17 protein-coding genes, 1 other RNA gene and 1 pseudogene are annotated in these 17,074 nt (G+C 46.8%); 8 read left to right on the forward strand and 11 right to left on the reverse strand.

Annotation, left to right across the window (positions count from 1 at the left end):
• Window positions 1–88 precede the first annotated feature (88 nt).
• The 4 genes from U2F10_RS14870 to U2F10_RS14885 all read right to left on the reverse strand — a co-directional run bounded on the left by U2F10_RS14870 (window position 89) and on the right by U2F10_RS14885 (window position 2,850).
• Window positions 89–1,108 carry a Gfo/Idh/MocA family protein gene (locus tag U2F10_RS14870; protein WP_250565137.1) on the reverse strand — a complete coding sequence of 340 codons (1,020 nt, stop codon included), beginning with the start codon at window positions 1,106–1,108 and terminating at the stop codon, window positions 89–91.
• Window positions 1,109–1,168: 60 nt separating this feature from the next.
• Window positions 1,169–1,939 carry a ribonuclease III gene (gene rnc, locus U2F10_RS14875; RefSeq protein WP_163669403.1) on the reverse strand — a complete coding sequence of 257 codons (771 nt, stop codon included), beginning with the start codon at window positions 1,937–1,939 and terminating at the stop codon, window positions 1,169–1,171.
• Window positions 1,940–1,986: 47 nt separating this feature from the next.
• An RNA gene (gene rnpB, locus U2F10_RS14880) (RNase P RNA component class A) lies at window positions 1,987–2,430 on the reverse strand.
• Between the two features lie 126 nt (window positions 2,431–2,556).
• Window positions 2,557–2,850 (reverse strand): STAS domain-containing protein, encoded by a 294-nt coding sequence (locus U2F10_RS14885; RefSeq protein WP_036018518.1) that lies wholly within the window; start codon window positions 2,848–2,850, stop codon window positions 2,557–2,559.
• A 276-nt stretch (window positions 2,851–3,126) separates the two neighbouring features.
• Here U2F10_RS14885 and U2F10_RS14890 point away from each other — a divergent pair, with 276 nt between their 5' ends.
• A complete protein-coding gene (locus tag U2F10_RS14890) occupies window positions 3,127–3,906 on the forward strand; it encodes a ZIP family metal transporter (RefSeq protein ID WP_163669404.1) in 780 nt (259 codons plus the stop codon).
• A 76-nt stretch (window positions 3,907–3,982) separates the two neighbouring features.
• On the opposite strand, the gene U2F10_RS14895 is transcribed toward U2F10_RS14890, so the two are convergent.
• Both U2F10_RS14895 and U2F10_RS14900 read right to left on the reverse strand, forming a co-directional pair.
• On the reverse strand, window positions 3,983–4,588 hold the full coding sequence (locus tag U2F10_RS14895) for a pyridoxamine 5'-phosphate oxidase family protein (protein WP_499872552.1): 606 nt from the start codon (window positions 4,586–4,588) through the stop codon (window positions 3,983–3,985).
• A gap of 91 nt (window positions 4,589–4,679) precedes the next feature.
• Window positions 4,680–5,303 (reverse strand): glutathione S-transferase family protein, encoded by a 624-nt coding sequence (locus U2F10_RS14900; RefSeq protein ID WP_499872554.1) that lies wholly within the window; start codon window positions 5,301–5,303, stop codon window positions 4,680–4,682.
• A gap of 162 nt (window positions 5,304–5,465) precedes the next feature.
• Between U2F10_RS14900 and U2F10_RS14905 the strand changes: the two genes are divergently transcribed.
• A complete protein-coding gene (locus U2F10_RS14905) occupies window positions 5,466–6,026 on the forward strand; it encodes a TetR family transcriptional regulator (RefSeq protein WP_163669411.1) in 561 nt (186 codons plus the stop codon).
• Window positions 6,027–6,042: 16 nt separating this feature from the next.
• Here U2F10_RS14905 and U2F10_RS14910 read toward each other — a convergent pair whose 3' ends face one another.
• The 3 genes from U2F10_RS14910 to U2F10_RS14920 all read right to left on the reverse strand — a co-directional run bounded on the left by U2F10_RS14910 (window position 6,043) and on the right by U2F10_RS14920 (window position 9,093).
• Complete coding sequence (locus tag U2F10_RS14910; protein ID WP_499061632.1) at window positions 6,043–7,410, reverse strand: MATE family efflux transporter; 1,368 nt, start codon at window positions 7,408–7,410, stop codon at window positions 6,043–6,045.
• 471 nt (window positions 7,411–7,881) lie between these two features.
• The gene (locus tag U2F10_RS14915) at window positions 7,882–8,190 is read right to left on the reverse strand and encodes a cupin domain-containing protein (protein ID WP_163669415.1); all 309 of its coding nucleotides are present in this window, start codon (window positions 8,188–8,190) and stop codon (window positions 7,882–7,884) included.
• Window positions 8,191–8,304: 114 nt separating this feature from the next.
• Window positions 8,305–9,093: a phytanoyl-CoA dioxygenase family protein gene (locus tag U2F10_RS14920; RefSeq protein ID WP_499872555.1), complete on the reverse strand. Its 789-nt coding sequence runs from the start codon at window positions 9,091–9,093 to the stop codon at window positions 8,305–8,307.
• A gap of 283 nt (window positions 9,094–9,376) precedes the next feature.
• On the opposite strand from U2F10_RS14920, the gene U2F10_RS14925 reads away from it, so the two are divergent.
• The gene (locus U2F10_RS14925; RefSeq protein ID WP_499061634.1) at window positions 9,377–11,029 is read left to right on the forward strand and encodes an FAD-dependent oxidoreductase; all 1,653 of its coding nucleotides are present in this window, start codon (window positions 9,377–9,379) and stop codon (window positions 11,027–11,029) included.
• Between the two features lie 697 nt (window positions 11,030–11,726).
• Window positions 11,727–13,118, forward strand: coding sequence for a mCpol domain-containing protein (locus U2F10_RS14930; protein WP_499872557.1), 1,392 nt, complete (start codon window positions 11,727–11,729; stop codon window positions 13,116–13,118).
• Window positions 13,119–13,197: 79 nt separating this feature from the next.
• On the opposite strand, the gene U2F10_RS14935 is transcribed toward U2F10_RS14930, so the two are convergent.
• Window positions 13,198–14,133, reverse strand: coding sequence for an IS5 family transposase (locus tag U2F10_RS14935; RefSeq protein ID WP_499870216.1), 936 nt, complete (start codon window positions 14,131–14,133; stop codon window positions 13,198–13,200).
• A 96-nt stretch (window positions 14,134–14,229) separates the two neighbouring features.
• Window positions 14,230–14,740: pseudogene (locus U2F10_RS14940) on the reverse strand (Uma2 family endonuclease); the annotation flags it as partial.
• Window positions 14,741–14,835: 95 nt separating this feature from the next.
• On the opposite strand from U2F10_RS14940, the gene U2F10_RS14945 reads away from it, so the two are divergent.
• The 4 genes from U2F10_RS14945 to U2F10_RS14960 all read left to right on the forward strand — a co-directional run bounded on the left by U2F10_RS14945 (window position 14,836) and on the right by U2F10_RS14960 (window position 17,074).
• Entirely contained in the window at window positions 14,836–15,036 is a 201-nt protein-coding gene (locus U2F10_RS14945; RefSeq protein ID WP_163671665.1) for a hypothetical protein, read from the forward strand.
• Window positions 15,027–15,452, forward strand: a complete 426-nt coding sequence (locus tag U2F10_RS14950) for a type II toxin-antitoxin system VapC family toxin (RefSeq protein ID WP_163701097.1) — start codon at window positions 15,027–15,029, stop codon at window positions 15,450–15,452. Before U2F10_RS14945 ends, U2F10_RS14950 begins: the two co-directional genes overlap by 10 nt.
• 265 nt (window positions 15,453–15,717) lie before the next feature.
• A complete protein-coding gene (locus U2F10_RS14955; RefSeq protein WP_499872559.1) occupies window positions 15,718–16,239 on the forward strand; it encodes a shikimate kinase in 522 nt (173 codons plus the stop codon).
• Between the two features lie 205 nt (window positions 16,240–16,444).
• Window positions 16,445–17,074 (forward strand): LysE family translocator, encoded by a 630-nt coding sequence (locus U2F10_RS14960; protein WP_499061637.1) that lies wholly within the window; start codon window positions 16,445–16,447, stop codon window positions 17,072–17,074.

A 17,074-nucleotide genomic window follows, 5' to 3' on the forward strand; every position in this document is an offset into this window, starting at 1 on the left:
GTGTTTAGTTTTGAGTTAACGGGTATCAACTCAACTCAAAATAAAGATCTGAGAACGCAAAACGACTCTTGTTTTTACTGTCTTGCTTTTACTGTGTAGAAATCCATGCGCCTGCTTGATTTAGGGATTTGGATAAGGCTTCTAGGATGGCGACTAGATCAGTGCCAACGATGCCCGAAGATATGGATGATGACTGATTGGTGAGCACACTTTGGACAAAATGCTCGCACATCGTGGCCAATGGCTCCTGCTTAGGAATGTCGATGGACTCTGTACTTAAGCCTATGGGACTAAATGTGTCGGCTTCTAGCTGCCCTAGCTGTAGTGTGAGGGGCGATTCAGGTCGCATTTCGTCAAAGATGAGGCTGCCGCGATCGCAAACCATAGTCAACTGTCGTTGCTTGTGGGGATTGGCCCAGCATAGATGTACCGTTGCTTCAAACCCACTGGCATATTTCAAACGACACCACACCACATCGGCTAGCTGCACTTGGTTTGAACGCTTTAGCCAGTTCAGACCTTGGGCCTGCACATGTGTGGGAAAATCCCCCAGCCAATGGTTAAAAATAGCAATGTCGTGGATCGCTAGATCCCAGAGGGCATCAACATCGTGACGTACGGGACCCAGGTTAGTGCGGGCGGCATAGCCGTAGCGTGGAGTGCCTAGACGGTTTAGATTCGCCTTGGCCACCATAACAGCCGGATGGAAGAGATAGGTGTGGTCAATAAATAGCTGCCGATTTTGCTGACGGGCTAATTGGCAAAGTGCCTTAGATGTATTGGCAGTCAGCGTCAAGGGTTTTTCACACAGCACATGCAGCTGACGTTTGAGGGCAGCGGTGACCATAGCCTCGTGGGTGGTGGCGGGGGTGGCGATCGCAACAGCTTCTAAACCGTCAATGTTTAAGGCCGCTTCCCAACTCCTGAGTAGTGCCACTGAGGCGTCTAGGTGAAACGTTTGGGCTATGGTCGTCAACCGTTCTGAAGACGGATCGACGACCGCCCTCACCTGAAGTTGGGGATGAGCCAGACAGTTACGCAGTAGATGGGTGCCCCACCGCCCCACTCCCATCAGTGCCAGCTTGATTTGCCTTGTTTCTGGATCCATTGCCCTATACCTCGCTGAGCGGTCCGCTGTCCATTTTGCCCATTGTGGCAGTCAGGGTTACTAGCTATTTGAGTTAACGGTAATCAAGGGTTCCAATTGTTGATAGGCTTGCTGCGCGGCGCGTTGTTCTGCCTGTTTAATGGAGGGACCTTTGCCGTCTCCCCAGAGTTTGCCCTGATACTGGACCTGGGCATAAAACCGCTCCGGATCGCCGTGGCGCTGGCTAATTTCTTCGACAGTATATGCTGGCAGCTGTTTACTGTGGGCCTGGGTGAGTTCTTGGAGGGCTGCTTTATAGTTGTGGCGGGCTGGGTCGTTTTTGATGGTTTGGGTAAGCCGCTCAAACTGACGATCAAGCCAGGGATGAATCAGGCTGAGATCTTGGGTGCTCAGGTAGAGTGCGCCCAAGACAGCTTCAAATGCGTCTGCCAGCCGTGAACTTCTGCCGGCCTGGTCCCCAGCGGCACTAGACGATATATGTAGGTAGCGCCCAAAGTTGTAGTCTCTGGCCAAAACTGCCAACGTGCGGTCGCTGACAAGTTGCGATCGCACTGCTGCCATTTCTCCCACCGACATGTGGGGGTAGGTTGCTTGCAAAAATTCTGCGGCAGCTAGCCTTAGGGCTGCATCACCTAGAAACTCCAGCACTTCATTATTTTGATCTGCTGAGCGAGAAATATCTATCAGGGCCTGATGCAGCAGGTCCCAACGCACTGCCGTAGGATCCGTTACCCCTAACTTTGCTACAAATTGTGATAACTCTTGTTGTCGTCGTGGATCATCCTTGATTGCTGACTGATTGCTGTCTACTGCCCTGTGGCCACTTAGCATTCACTGTTATTTGGTGGACTTGCCCCACCCTCCTATGCTCAAAAAAATGGAAAGAGTCAGCCGTAAGCCGGGTTCTGTTCTCGCTGATGCGAACATCAACGGGCGGTTATCTATCTGGGACGACTGTTACCAGTTGCCTCTAGCGGTACACCAAAAGCGGGGCTGGAAAAAGGTCAACCATGACCCCTGCGACCTTGCTCCTAGCCGGGGTTTACCGAGCCAGCACCTCTCGATGCTGCTGGTGCGCTCTTACCGCACCTTTGCACCCTTACCTGTAAAAGGATGAAGGATGAAGAATGAAGGATGAATTTAAATTCCGCCTTCTGCCTTCCGCCTTCCGCCTTTCCATTGGCGGTATGTTTCTGTGGCACTATCCTCACGGTCACCCGCACTGGGAATTACCCAGCAAGCCTGACCTTTCAGGAGCCCGGACTTTCCTCAAGCTAAGGGCTTTGCTAAGTCCTTAGCCCGCAACCGCAGCACCAACTCTTTCCGACTAACTATAATATCGCGGCGTCACAGTGTAGCGTCAAAGCCGATAATTAAGTTAGGGCATCGTGAGTGCGGGCATGGACGATCAAGGCGTATTGTTCTATCGTTTGGCATTTAGCTGCCATTTACAATTCCTGTAAATGGTGCAGTAGGCCGGATCGTTCTAAAACAAGCTTGACCTGCTCATTCATGTCCCTAGCAATAATTTTGGCTCCTTCTTTGCGAGATTGTATAATTCCTGCCCAAAATACAGATGCTGCCGCAGGTTCGAGAAACTTAGTCTTTGCCATGTCGATGATGATGGTGACGCCAGGCTGAAGCTTCTGTTTCAAATCTTGCTCAAAAAACGGTGAGATAAAACTATCCACACGACTGGGTAGACGAATGACTACATGGGATGCAACCGAACTTGTATTCATGGGTAGTAAATGTTACTCAGTACATTACTAAATTAAGCGAGATATCTCGATGAATCCTTGGGTTTTTGCACGGAGATAGACACCATTTTGCGTAAAGTTTCCACATGATGTGTCGTTTCTAAGAACCGTAATATCCCTGAAAACACTTAGATCTTTGTCGTATAGAACTGCACATCTTTAAAGATCGGTGCTTGTGTGATTTAACTCACCCGTACTCATAATGAGTTTGAGTTAGTATGGAGTCCTGAGTCGGAGATTTTCTGTCGGAGGTTTTCTATGGAACAGCTCTCTCAATCCTGGTCTAGTGTCGCGTCGGATGTGATGTCTGACGGGGTTACATCTAGTGTGTTAGCCAGTTTTGGCACAGGTGTGGGTGCGGTACCCATACTGTTTACGTCTCAGTTAAGTGATCGTTGGCAGACCCTGTTGCTGAGTATGGGGAGTGGGGTGATGCTCTCAGCGGCAGCATTCTCGTTATTGATACCGGCTGTGCAGTTGGCGGGGCAGTCGGCTGGCTATGGCACAGGCACAGGAGAAATTGTGGCTGCCGTCATTATTGGTGTTGCGATTTTCTATGGTTTAGACCGTGTATTGCCTCAGCCAGAGCTGACACAGCCAGGCCATGGGCGACACCTGTGGCTGTTTGTGTTGGCTATTGCTCTACACCATTTTCCAGAGGGCTTGGCAGTGGGTTTGGGGGCAGCGTCTACCCATGATGCGGGCATTGCCATTGGTGTGGCTGTGCAAAATTTGCCTGAAGGCTTGATGGTAGCGCTAGCTTTGCGTCAGTTAGGCTATGGCATCGGTTTATCGCTGCTGTTTGCTACCCTATCTGGCTGGTTAGAACCCTTAGGAGGATGGTTGGGAGTAACACTGGTCGATGGGGGGCGTGCGATCGCCCCCATGGGCATGGCATTAGCGGCAGGTTCCATGCTGTTTGTTGTATTCCATGAGCTATTGCCTGAGTTAAACTTGAAGACCCTAAAAAGCAGCGGTTCGGTTGGGTTGTTGACTGGCGTTGTGATCATGGGAATGGTCGAACAGTTTTTAGGCTAAAGAGTTAGGAATTATTGAATGAAAAATTATCTCGTGTAGGGACGTTCCATGACACATCTCTACACGAGAAGAGAGATTAACCTTGAAGACGATTTTCTAACGCGATAATTTTTGCCTGTAGGGGCGCTGTAGCTGCCTCAATTGCATCCTGAAGGTCTTGCTCAGAATAGCGTACGGGAATATGTTGAGGGCAATTCTGGCTAAATGCTTCAAGGGTGAATAAGACTGCACGTTCGATCTTCGCTGGGTACCCTGGCATGTGGAGTTGTTCAATTAATTCAGGATCATTTTCGACATAGTGGGCACGACCCCACAGTTTGAACCGACGGCGATGTCGATAGTCCATCAAAAAGAGAAAAGATTTATCGTTTTCAGACAGATTACCCACCGTGATGTACTGCACATTGCCGGAGAAATCAGCGAAGCCAATGGTCTTATTGTCTAGTACTTTGAGAAAGCCAGGTGGTCCCCCGCGAAATTGTATATAGGGATAGCCGTTAGAACCGATGGTGCCTAGATAGCCACCATCCATCTGAGTGATAAACTCAGCCAACTCCGGCGTGATTGTGTCATTTGGCGGGGCTTTGGCGGTGTAGCGTTCGTAGGTTTCTCGAGAACCTCGCTGGGTTTGGGCGGCTTTGACGGCAGGGGTGAAGGCAATGTCGGCGAATTTGCTGGGCATGAGTTTAGGGGGGGAAGATTTGAGAATATTTAGGGTTTCACGAATCTTATAGGGATGTTACATGCAACGTCCCTATAAGATTTGTTTTTCACTAGGCAGTCACTGCAAGAGTTTCGATTCCTCGCATGCCTACGAAACCAGGGAGCTGTTTGACTCGTTTAATCCAGGACAACACATGGGGATAGGGCGAGAGGTCAATTTTGCCATCGGGCGAAAGGGCAACATAGGGAAAGACGGCAACATCAGCAATAGTAGGCGTACTACCAACCAACCAATTATGGTCGCTCAGATGCTGATCGAGCTGGTTGAGAATAAATATTGCTTTTTCGGTTGCGCGCTCAATGTTAATGGTTTTAGCACCAAACAAATGGTATAGACGCGCTGACTCTGGACCTTGGCGTACTTCCCCCGTCGTAATGGAGAGCCAGCGAATCACTTCGGCCATGGCCAATGGTTCCGTTGGTAGCCATGCCCCATTGTTGTCATATTTACGGGCTAAATAAACCAGTGAACCTTGGGCATCAGCTAGAACAACGTCGCCATCGGTGAGTACAGGTACCTGGCCAAAGGGGTTGAGTTTTAAGAATTCTGGCTGTTTATGTTCACCTTTTAGCAGGTCTACGGTGACCCAATCGTGGTCTATCCCTAGGAGGTTCAAGAACAGTTTGACTTTGTAGCTGTTGCCGGACATGGGATGACCATAAAGTTTTGGCATGGGTTGAGACCTTAAATGATTTAATATTGAACCGAACGATCGGTCTGGTTAATTTATACCGAACGAACGGTACAATGTCAATAAAGATGATTCTCTTTTAAAGGTGGCCGTAAGGTTGATCCCTTTTGGGAAGGCTCAAGACTGTAAGTTTGGTGGTTGTTTGTGGCGCGTGAACCCTATTTGCCAGTGCTATTTCGGTTATTTCGTCGTCATGGTTATGACGGGGTGAGTTTGGCGAACATTGCTGAGGCGACGGGTCTCGGTAAGGCGAGTTTGTATCATCATTTTCCAGGTGGGAAAGCGGAGATGGTACGGGAGACGTTGGCCTATTCGGGTAGATGGATGGCGGACAATATTGTGGCCCCGCTGCAAGGGGATGGCGAGCCGTTGGAGCGGTTAAGGGGGATGTGCGATCGCATCTCTGCCTTATATGAGGCCGGTGAACAGCCTTGTTTGCTGGCATCGCTGACGCTGGGGGCATCGCGGGATATGTTTCATGAAGCGATTAAGGATCGCTTGCAGACGTTGGTGGATGCGATCGCATCAGTCTTAATCGAAGCTGGCTTAGATCCAGACCTGGCCCAGCAGCGAGGTGAAGATGCCGTAATGACCATCCAAGGATCATTGATTTTATCTCGTGGTTTAGATGACCCCAAGCCATTTCAGCGAGCTATCGCTCAGCTTCCAGATCGCCTTTGGGACGGATTGCCTATGAAGGTTTAATTTTTGAGCTTTTGCACTACTGATTCAAAGCTTCTTGAGGTGTGGCCTGAATCGTTGCTGGTTTAAAGCACAGCTTACGATTCCAGCAATAGGCTCCTATTCCCACGGCTAAATTGGACACCAGCGCAGCAACAAAAATTCCTATAGGGCCAGCGATACGGCTACCTAGGTAGGCCAATGGAATATACAGCACAAACATCCGAGTAATGGTCATAATAATGGATGGCACCGGTTTACCCATGGCGTTAAACGCAGAACTGCTAACCTGAATGATGCCTGCGGTACCATAGCTGATGGGAACTAGCCACAGATACTGGGTGGCCACGGCAATTACATTGGGATCTTGATTAAACAAGCCCGAAAGAAGGCGTCCGCCCAATCCTAGACCTATGGCCATAAACAATCCCCAGCCCATGCAGAATAAAAAGCTTTGGTTCAGGGCAAGGCGGACTCGGCCAAACTCTTGTGCTCCCCAATTTTGACCCACAAAAGGTCCCATGCTGGTGGATAGGGCCATAACGGTAATGAGGGCAAAGGCTTCCAGTCTTGAGGCCACACCAAATCCGGCAACAGCTGCAGGACCGTGGATGGCGAGAAAACTGGTAATCACTCCGATGGAGATGGGGTTGATCATACTGGAGGCTGCCGCTGGGAGACCGACTGTGAGAATGTCTTTCCAGCACCAGAGGGTTTCGTTGATATCTGGGAATTGGGCAGAGAGAAGATTCTCTTTAAAGCGAAGAACGAGCAAGGCGGCGACTAAGGTGGTGGCACGGGCAATAACCGTGGCGAGGGCTGCGCCTTGGATTTCGAGGCGGGGGAAGCCGAGGGCACCCGTGATTAATAGCGGGTCGAGAATGATGTTGACGGCGGCGGACAGGGTCATGATGATACTCGGCGTCAGGGTGTTGCCTGCGGCACGGATAGCGCTGTTACCAACCATAGGTACAACCAGGAAGACCATGCCAAAGTACCAGATGCGCATGTAGTCACGGATGTAGGGGAGAACATCAGGACCTGCACCAAGGGCTTTGAAAAGTGGGTTGATGGTGAATAGACCCAGACTGACGAAGAGGATGACGGCAGTGACGGCAAGGGTAAGGCTATTGGTAGTGAAGCGTTGGACTCGACTCATGTCGCCTTCGCCAATGGCACGAGCGATGACGGAAGATGCACCAACACCAAGGCCCATGGCGAGACTGCCGAAGGTCATGACAACGGGGAAGGTGAAGCTCATGGCAGCCAGCTGAGCGGTGCCGAGTTGGCCGACGAAGTAGGTGTCGACAAGGTTAAAGGCGATGATGGCGAAGACGCCCCAGACCATGGGGATAGTGAGGGTAATGAGTTGTTTGCCGACGGGGCCTTGGGTGAGTTTTGGGTTCATAGAGGGGCAAGGGGTTTTGCTCAGTGTAGAGTAGGTGGTGATTGGAGGTTGTACTGAGATCTTGCACTAAGTCGATTGTGAGGCTAAAACCCACGTTGGGTTCAAAACCCAACGCTAATTGAGGGCTGTCTGCTAAAGCGACAACGTTGGCTATGATGCCCTAAATATAGGCTTTCAGCGATTCTTTAACCCCTTTAGAGGGTTTTGATCCAATTAGCCGTGCGACTTTGAGTCCACGGTGGGTTATCGCCACCACGCCAGGTGCAAGATGTGAGTTGGATTAATTAATTTGGATCACCTCATAGGGGCACTCCCTTGTGGATGCCCTCCGATATTTGCAGCGATTGACCAGACTCTCATAACGTAATTCTTTTTGTTTACCTAATCCTTAGGCAAACCTGAAAGCCCTCCAATGTTTGGGGATTTAAGAGTGGTGGATAACTGAATGTGTCTTTACTGAAAATTCTCTATCTAATCTGCTCTGAACCAGAATTCAATTTCTGAGGTTTCTTGTTCGAACCTTGCCGCATGGACTGCTTGGGCGGGAACGTGATACCAATCACCTGGCTGATAATGACTCTCTTTACCATTTATAATCAGAATAAGTTCGCCTTGGGTAATGACGCCAACATTGTCGGTATTGTGATGGTGGGGTGAGATTTCTGTTCCAGCGGGATAGGTGGCAAAGAGAACATCGCAGTTTTGGGCCATGAGTTTATAGGCATCAAATGGGCCATCGAATTTAGGTAAAGCACGTAGCTGTTTGGGAAAGTGGGTCATAGATCGGTGCTGAGAAGATTTGTAGATACTACTGTTTTCCAAAAAACCTTGGGAGTTACACCTAAACGTTATCAACAACTGCTGGCCTCACAGGGTGTCACTCCGAATCTATTGCTAGTTGTGGGAGGGTACAATGTTTCGTGCCAGATCATACCAATTACTATTCTGGATATGTTTGATTTCTTCGTCAGTCGGTAGATCTGTTGGGTCTAGAAAACTTTCGACTAAAGGGTGAGGTTTGCCTACACAAAGGTCTAGCGCTTTGCGGGTAGGATTTAGAGCATAGTTGCCTCGATGAATTATTTGAGCGCTAAAAATCAGTACATCCCCTGGTTCAAGTTCAATTAAGACAGAGCCAGGCAGGGATTCATAATTTCTATGGCCATTTTGCTCGAAGCGTACGTTTCTTTCTAGTTCAGTGTCCCAACGTTTGTGGGTTTCAGGTATGAGCTCTACTCCTTTTTCTGCAACAAGGGGAATTCTCACATGGAGACTAAGCATATTGTTATGTTCAGCGGCTTGCACATTATCATCAATGGGGCTGTATTGCAGATCACGATGCCAGTAGGGTCGTTTTTCCTTGTCGTGGGGGTTAAAAAAGAGTTGTGTATTGTGAAAATAAATATCTGTCTTGAAGATACTCTCTAATCTATTCGTGAGTTTACTTGGTAAGAGTAGTTCGAAGAACTCAGTTCTTTTATGACTGCAACCTTGAAAATATCTAGGGTTAGTCAGCGAGTGCATATTGATGAGTTTCTGCTCAATCAGGGCATCATGATTTTCCTCCTGCCACTGATTGTAGATGCGGTCAATGATACGAGTAAGTTGCTCAATCTCCTCCGGGTTAAAGAATCTAGGCAGAATGACATGACCTTGCTCTTCAAATTGTTTAGCCGTATTCATAGAAGCCTGGTTGCAAAGTATAAAAAGACAAGTTTAGACAAGACAATAAGATCATAGTGCGTTGCTGCCTGGTCAAAATTTTTGCGAATTATCGACTCAAGCATAAATATAACTGAGACATTGTAAGGCTTAGCTTTTTAAGGATATACCGGCTGTTCTAATGATTTTAGGTGTAAAATCTCCATCAAAATGAAAATCTTGAGCCCATGCCATTGGCAATTCTCATGTCAACAGGGCTTAGAATTTGTAAGAATGCGAGAAATAAGTTAGCCTTCTTTGCCCCATGGATAAGCCTGTCATTCTGACCATTGACGATGATCCTGCTGTGCTACAGACTATTGCCCGCGATCTGCGCAAACAATATGGGGATCGCTTTCGCATTGTACGGGCCGACTCAGGTGCAACAGCCCTAGAAGCTGCCCAGCAGTTAAAGTTGCGTGGCAATACTGTGGCGTTATTTTTGGCAGATCAACGTATGCCGGGCATGAGCGGTGTCGAGTTTTTGAACCAGGGCTCAGACATCTTTCCTGCTGCTAAGCGAGCATTATTGACGGCCTATGCAGACACGAATGCAGCGATCGATGCCATCAATATGGCCCAACTAGATTATTATCTACTAAAGCCTTGGGACCCGCCAGAAGAAAAACTTTACCCAGTATTAGATGATCTGCTGCACGATTGGCAGGCAACATTTAAGCCAGTATTTCAAGGGGTAAAGGTAATTAGCGATCGCTGGTCACCAGATTCCCATGCGCTGCGGGATTTTCTCTCGCGGAATCAAGTGCCCTATCGTTGGCTAGATATTGAGTCGAACCAAGAAGCGCGGCAGCTAGTGACCTATGCCGGCGAGAAGGATAACCCCTGCTTGCCGCTGGTGCTGCTGCCCAGCGGTGAGAAACTGGTAAAGCCTAGTACGGCTGACCTGGCGCAGCAGGTGGGGATGCAGACTGAAGCGGCGAATCCATTTTATGACTTGGTGATCGTCGGTGGTGGTCCGGCAGGGTTAGCTGCTGCAGTGTACGGTGCTTCAGAAGGGTTGCGGACCGTGATGATTGAGCGAGAAGCTCCTGGCGGACAGGCGGGGACAAGCTCTCGGATTGAAAACTATTTAGGCTTTCCGGTGGGACTTAGTGGAAGCGATTTAGCTCGACGCGCAGTCACCCAGGCAAAACGTTTTGGGGTGGAGATTTTAACGCCTCAGGAAGTAACGGGGATTCGGTTGGAAGACAATTATCGGATTGTGACCCTATCAGATGGTAGTGAGATTAGTTGCCATGCTCTGATCTTAGCCATGGGTGTGTCATGGCGTCGGCTATCGGTGCCTGGTGTGGAGCAGTTTACGGGGGCAGGTGTTTACTACGGTGCGGCCCAAACAGAGGCGGCTGCCTGCAAGGATGAGGATGTGTATGTGGTGGGCGGTGCCAACTCAGCAGGGCAGGCGGCCATGTATTTCTCGAAGTATGCCCGCAAGGTACGGATGTTAGTGCGGGGTGAGTCGCTGACAAAAAGCATGTCGCAGTATTTGATTGACCAGATTGCAGGGACTGACAATATTGAAGTGATGCCGTTTCACAGTGTGGTGGAGGCTAAGGGCGGTGATCGACTAGAAGAGATTTTGGTGAAGGATTCTCAAACAGGAGAGGTGAAAACGTTTAAGACCAATTCGCTGTTTATCTTTATTGGGGCGACACCGAGCACAGGCTGGCTTGATGATGTGGTACAGCGGGATGAGCGTGGCTTTATTTATAGTGGGGCGGATATTCCCAATGGTGCGCTCTGGCCGTTAGAGCGCGATCGATTTTTGTTGGAGACGAATGTTCCGGGGATTTTTGCGGTGGGCGATGTACGCCATGGATCAGTGAAGCGGGTGGCATCTGGTGTGGGTGAAGGCTCGATTTGTGTGCAGTTTGTCCATCGACATTTAGCGAATGTGTAGGTTACTCAGAAAGAGAGTACATAGGTGATTTCCTCACAGTCTAACCATGAGGAAATCACCTATGTGTGTTGATTGGTGGCAATGATATGAAATCCTGACGGATAGCGCTTGGTATCGAAGGGCATCCACAAGGGAGTGCCCCTACAGGATGGTCTATTGTTAATCGGACTGAATGAATTTGGATTTGGTATCACTTACATGCAGGATGTTCCACTATTAGTTTTTCAACCGTTAGCCAATTCTTTAGCAATTGTTTCACTAAAGAAAGCAGTTGTTCAATGGTGCGATCGCTGGAAAGTTCAGGGAATTTATTAAACCGGCAATCAAACAGGCATGGTTTTTCGTGCAGGCCTTATGAAATAGAAGCTTTAGGCTAAAGTCTCCTACTTCTATTTGATTGCCGGTTTAATATCTGTTTGGCTCAGTGTTTCGAGATGATTTTCAACTAGGATATAGCAATATCGATGTCATGGTGACATTTGCACCAGAAGCCAGATGGGGGAAGTATGAAGCAAGATTTGGAAACGCTTTTGGAGTGTAAGGTCAATGTACTGACAAAAGCTTCAGTGGGAAAAAATCACAGCTGGACTCATCGTCAAAAAATCTAGAAACTGCAAAACTGCTTTATAGTGTAACCTTTTGAGATATTTAGATGACATAAAGTCGGTGTAGTATTACAGAATTTGATATTGAGCTAATGAAGTATGCTTTTTTCGATGGTGACAAAGTAGGAAATTCCATTAGGAATCTCTTACTTTCAAATAAGATAGGTGAAGCAGAAATGCTTTCGAATAATATTAAAAGTGCTATATCTAAAATAGAGAAAGAGATAGATGCTTGTGAAGATATAAAAATTATTCTGGCAGGAGGGGATGATGTTCTATTAGCATATGAAGCTGATTATATAGAAAAAGAAATACTGCCTTCTATTCCTGCGATCTTTAAAGAAGAGACAGGACTATCAATGAGCTTTGGGCTTGGTAATACTATCTATGAGTCTATGGAGACCTTAGACCTTTCTAAAAGATATGCAATGATGCCCATCAATCAATTAGACACTTCTGAAGAAAATGTTTTAGTTAGACAACCTAAAAGCACTATTTCTTTATTGATATTTGCTGATTCTGCTTATCCTGATCCATATATTAATGTTATTTCTCATTGGTTTGCTAGGAAGCCTATCCAAGAAGTTGTACTTCTGAAAATTGATAGTGATGTGGGTAAGAGACGGTATGCTGAAGTTTATCTGGAGGCACTGAAGAAAAGAATTGAGCTTCAACTCTCATTGATGTCGAAGTCAAATTATTTGCGTAAGAAAACTGGTTCTAGAGATGAGTGGGAGTCAATTGCCATTACACTAGAAAAGCCTGCGCAAATGATATACAGGGATATAGCTAAAGCTATTCCATCTATTGACTTTAAGTTTAAAATAGTTAGTTATGAGGACCTAGGGAATTTTCTTCGAAAACATATTGAAAACAATAGAAATGTTTCTATTAAGTCTGTTTTTGATATCACTACTGTAAAGAAAGAGTTTATTGTTGATATCTACACTATACTATGTGTTGAAAATGAACGGGATATCAATACTTTTCAGCTTGTATTGCCTCCAACTTATTCAGAACAAGACATGATACATGCTCTCCACTGTGAGAAAACATATAGATATGTACCTGTTGCCAGCTCTAGTTATACGGCAGATAAGATGGTTGCTTCGAGAAAAGAGTCTGGTAATATTCAAGACTATAAGCTTCGTAATGCGTCTTTACAGATTAAGTTTGATAAATTACAGCAATCTAATAAGTTAATGGAACTCTCTCTTGCAGAGGGTTTTGCAAGGTTTTGGATGACAGTTGCTTTTTTTGTTGCAGTTCTGCCATGCTGTGTTTTATTGGCCTTACTTGCTCTTAAAGGATGGAATGACTTTGAAAAATATACTTTTATAGTTCCTGTGATTGTCTATTTCTTCACCGGCTTTTTCCTTCAGGCATTCTTTGGAAGAAAGCTTTCTATTAATCCTTTATCTATATATGAGAACTTGAAAAGTTGGAAGCTTCGAAGAATTTCGAAAGAAATCAATGAAAAGTAAATTCAGCTTTTCTTAACGTATAAATGGCTTTGGTGCGTGAATATTTTGGTAGACAGATCGGTCCTCTAGGATATCGATCTTAGGCTTCAATAGGATAGCTATCGGGCATTCCTAAGTGGGTGAACTGATTGAGAATAGAACATTCCAACAGTAATTCTGTCGTTTGATTTTCAATCCCTCGTGCAGACACCTCACCTGTGAACATAGTTTTGAGTCGATACATCATGGTTTCACTCAAAGACCGTCGATGATAGTTTATCTCTTCTTTCCAGGTAGACCGTCCCTGTTTGCGAATCGCTCGTAAGTTTTCATCTCGTGGATGCGGGGCCTGTTTGCGATTGCCATGAAACCAAATTTTGGCATCTTTGCGAGGGGGAATCGCTGCCGTTGCATCACGCTCATCAATGGCGTCATAGCAGTAGGTGCGGTCATACGCCCCATCGGCACTCACTTGGTCAATCTCATCGGGAATTTGGTCGAGGATGTCCGGGAGTATCTCGCCATCAGTGATGGCGTTCGAAGTCACTACGGCAGCCAGAATCTCTCCGGTTTGCTCATCGACACCCAAATGGAGTTTGAGCCAAGTGCGACGTTTGCTCACCCCATGCTGCCGGGTTTTCCATTCCCCGTCTCCGTACACTTTAATGCCCGTACTATCAACCACCACATGACGACTGCCAGAGGTCGGCTGAATCGGTAAATCAATCGGTAATGTCTGTTGACGACGTGACAATGTTGTATGCACCGGTAAGTCTACCGATACATCCATCAGTTCAAAGATAGACCCTGCAAAGCCAATGGTTTGACGTAAGGCCAGTCCATAGAGCACTTTGAAGGTCAAGAGTGTTTGGATGGCTAAATCGCTATAGTCTTTCGATGCCCCTGGTTTACCAGTCTTTTGAGTGTTTTTCCACTCGGCAATCACCTCATCACTGAGCCATAACGTCAGACTTCCTCGCTTTACCAGAGCAGCGTTATACTCAGACCAGTTGCGGAGTTTGTAGGTGCGTTTCATCGGTACCGTGTTTGTGTGGTAACTACACTTTACCGGCACCTACGGCTCCGCAACTTCTTTATTCACGCACCAAAGCCCGTATAAATTACAATGTTTTTAGGCTGATTGGTTCTGTAATTGTTGTCGTAGCCAATTGGCGGTAGCTGTATTTGTTTCTGCTTCTAAGCGTTCTAGCGTTTGTTCTACGAGTGAGAGTTTCATGCCTGGGAGTATTTGCGAAACCTCAATTGACTGATAGCTACCCGATTCAGTTAACCCAAACGCAAAGAGCCGCATTCCTTTTACATCAATTACCCAGTACTCAGGAATGCTTCAACTGGCATAGAGTTGTTTCTGTTCATCCAAATCTAGACTAAGAGTGGTGTCTCCAATTTCACCGACCAAGTCTGGCAGCCGATAACGAGTTGTGCTAATCCGCCTGGGTTCACCCGATTGCCATTTAGGAATATTGTCACCCTTATGCAGTACCAAATCTGGAGCGCAAGCCTGAGTCTCTGGTTTCTCAAGCAAACAACGCCCATAGGACTGAAACACCTCATCAGGATGCAAGAAAGCCCAGATAAAAGAAAATTGCCGTTACTAAGTCACTAAACGAAGCATCATTTGGTATCAAAGCTATTGGCGATTGCTAAGATGATGCGTCATGATAGGCAAAGCCCAAGTCAAGTCACCTTACTAGACCTTAGAGGAGTAAGCCTGATGATATTGATCCAAAAAATCATCCACGAACTGCAAGTTATTCCTGAGGAAAAGTTGGTCGAACTTTACGACTTGATTCATTACTTTCGATTAGGGCTAGCAAAAGAACATCCTCAGCCTCGTACACCTGGGCTATTAACCGGTCAGCTGGATGATACCTTCTTCGAGCCTCTACCCGAAGAGGAGCTTCAAAGATGGGAATGAGCTATCTTCTCGATACACATATCCTATTGTGGTGGCTTTTTGATGATCCCAAGCTGAATGCTGACTGTCGGGATATTATTCGAAATCCGGAGCATCGCATTTTGGTAAGCAGTGCATCTGCTTGGGAAATTGCTACCAAATATCGCATTGGTAAACTTCCTGAGGCCAAAGAGCTGGTTGAGAATTATCCGCAGATTTTGCACAAAGCAAGGTTGATCGAATTAGCGATTACGGCTACCCATGCTCTTAGAGCTGGAAATTTGCCGATTGCCCATCGTGATCCTTTCGACCGTATGCTTATGGCTCAAGCGGAACTTGAGCAATTGCCAATCATTACCTATGACAATGCTTTTCAAACTGGACTCATTCAGTTAATTCCCGAACCAGAGTCAGAGTCAGAATCAGAAGATGAATAAGACCGAAACTCATACCGTGCTAATCCGATGATGGCAACATACTTTCATCAGTATTTTCCAAGCCTATTACGACTATCCAATTCTCTAATCATTGTTTAGAGAAACTAGGTTGTTATCCTTTCTCTCTGATGAAATGCGGAAAATGTGTCTGAATTGATTATATTTGGCGTAAATTAACTGAATTCTGTTGTAGAAGTAAATCCTGTGCAACATTGGTTAGGGTGTAGGCGCTATACAAACAGGTTTTTCTGGTCAGCGAATTGTAGTGGTGGGTACGCCCGGCTCAGGCAAAACAACATTGGCGCGTGAGGTGTCGCAGAGATTACAAATCCCTCATTTAGAGCTAGATGCCTTGTATTGGGAGCCAAACTGGGGAGAACCACCAGACGATATATTTCGCCAACGGGTATCAGATGCACTGATGGGCAATTGCTGGATTATTGATGGCAATTATGGCCAGGTGCGCGATATTGTATGGGGACGAGCCGATACGGTTGTATTGTTAGATTATCCATTTGGCTTTGTGTGGCGACGATTGTGGCGACGCACCGTACGACGGGCATTTCAGCAAGAAGAATTGTGGAACGGTAACCGCGAAACGATTCGGCAGTCTTTTTTTAGCCGGGAGTCCATTTTGTTATGGATATTGCAAACCTATTTTAAACGCCGTAAACAATATCCTCAGTTGTTGAAGCAACCCGAGTATAAACATTTGAAAGTGGTACATCTGCAATCTCAGTTCCAAACCGATAACTGGTTAGCCACGCTTGGTGATGTGAAGGCTTAGGGGACTGCACAAAAATAAAGACCCAGGTTGGGGCTGTAGATGGGTGGATGAGTGATGGGGGATTATTTAAGCGTAAGCGCCTTAGATCAGTGTTAAACCCGCTAAAATAGCCGCAGGAACTTGAAAGTCATTTTTTTATCGAAAGAGTTAAAAGAATACAAATTAACGTTAGATAGTCTATTGGCCCCATCACTAAGTGTTTCCCATGCCTGATTTTGCTACCTTTTCATTGTTTCTCAGTGCTGCCATTGTGCTGGCGATTACTCCTGGTCCCGGTATTTTGTATGTGATGACCCGCAGTCTCAGGGGTGGTCGCATTGAGGGGATTGCTTCAGCAATCGGCACCTCAGTGGGGGGAATGTTTCATGTGGTAGCAGCGGCCTTAGGGATTTCGATTGTGCTAGCAGCGTCAGCGTTTGCGTTTAATTTGGTGAAATACCTGGGCGCAGCATACCTGATTTATCTTGGCGTCAAGACGATTCTGAGCCGAGATCACCACATAGGGATGGCAAATGTTCGTAGCACAGGGTATAAACGGGCATTTTTTCAAGGGGTGACTGTCGAAGTTCTGAACCCTAAGACAGCGCTCTTCTTTTTGGCGTTTATTCCTCAGTTTATTAATCCAGACGGTGTTGTGTTTGCTCAATTTCTGTTGCTGGGTTCCACATCTGTTGCCCTCAATACTAGTGTTGATTTTCTTGTTATTGTCCTAGCCGGCCCCATTGGTCAGTGGTTGAAGTCCAGTCCGAGGCTGAGGAGAGGACAGCGCTATGCGACGGGAACAGGGCTGATTGCGCTGGGTAGCTATGTGGCGTTAACTGGTGAGGGAGAATAA

It is taken from the genome of Leptothoe sp. EHU-05/26/07-4 (assembly GCF_043421015.1).
Classification (GTDB): domain Bacteria; phylum Cyanobacteriota; class Cyanobacteriia; order Phormidesmidales; family Phormidesmidaceae; genus Leptothoe; species Leptothoe turfae.

Bases quoted from the DNA above. Each gene is read 5' to 3' on its own strand.
- rnc (WP_163669403.1), bottom strand. From the start codon at position 1,939: ATGCTAAGTGGCCACAGGGCAGTAGACAGCAATCAGTCAGCAATCAAG.
- U2F10_RS14935 (WP_499870216.1), bottom strand. From the start codon at position 14,133: ATGAAACGCACCTACAAACTCCGCAACTGGTCTGAGTATAACGCTGCT.
- U2F10_RS14920 (WP_499872555.1), bottom strand. From the start codon at position 9,093: ATGAATACGGCTAAACAATTTGAAGAGCAAGGTCATGTCATTCTGCCT.
- U2F10_RS14915 (WP_163669415.1), bottom strand. From the start codon at position 8,190: ATGACCCACTTTCCCAAACAGCTACGTGCTTTACCTAAATTCGATGGC.
- U2F10_RS14895 (WP_499872552.1), bottom strand. From the start codon at position 4,588: ATGCCCAGCAAATTCGCCGACATTGCCTTCACCCCTGCCGTCAAAGCC.
- U2F10_RS14960 (WP_499061637.1), top strand. From the start codon at position 16,445: ATGCCTGATTTTGCTACCTTTTCATTGTTTCTCAGTGCTGCCATTGTG.
- U2F10_RS14910 (WP_499061632.1), bottom strand. From the start codon at position 7,410: ATGAACCCAAAACTCACCCAAGGCCCCGTCGGCAAACAACTCATTACC.
- U2F10_RS14930 (WP_499872557.1), top strand. From the start codon at position 11,727: ATGAAGTATGCTTTTTTCGATGGTGACAAAGTAGGAAATTCCATTAGG.
- U2F10_RS14900 (WP_499872554.1), bottom strand. From the start codon at position 5,303: ATGCCAAAACTTTATGGTCATCCCATGTCCGGCAACAGCTACAAAGTC.
- U2F10_RS14870 (WP_250565137.1), bottom strand. From the start codon at position 1,108: ATGGATCCAGAAACAAGGCAAATCAAGCTGGCACTGATGGGAGTGGGG.
- U2F10_RS14885 (WP_036018518.1), bottom strand. From the start codon at position 2,850: ATGAATACAAGTTCGGTTGCATCCCATGTAGTCATTCGTCTACCCAGT.
- U2F10_RS14890 (WP_163669404.1), top strand. From the start codon at position 3,127: ATGGAACAGCTCTCTCAATCCTGGTCTAGTGTCGCGTCGGATGTGATG.
- U2F10_RS14925 (WP_499061634.1), top strand. From the start codon at position 9,377: ATGGATAAGCCTGTCATTCTGACCATTGACGATGATCCTGCTGTGCTA.
- U2F10_RS14950 (WP_163701097.1), top strand. From the start codon at position 15,027: ATGGGAATGAGCTATCTTCTCGATACACATATCCTATTGTGGTGGCTT.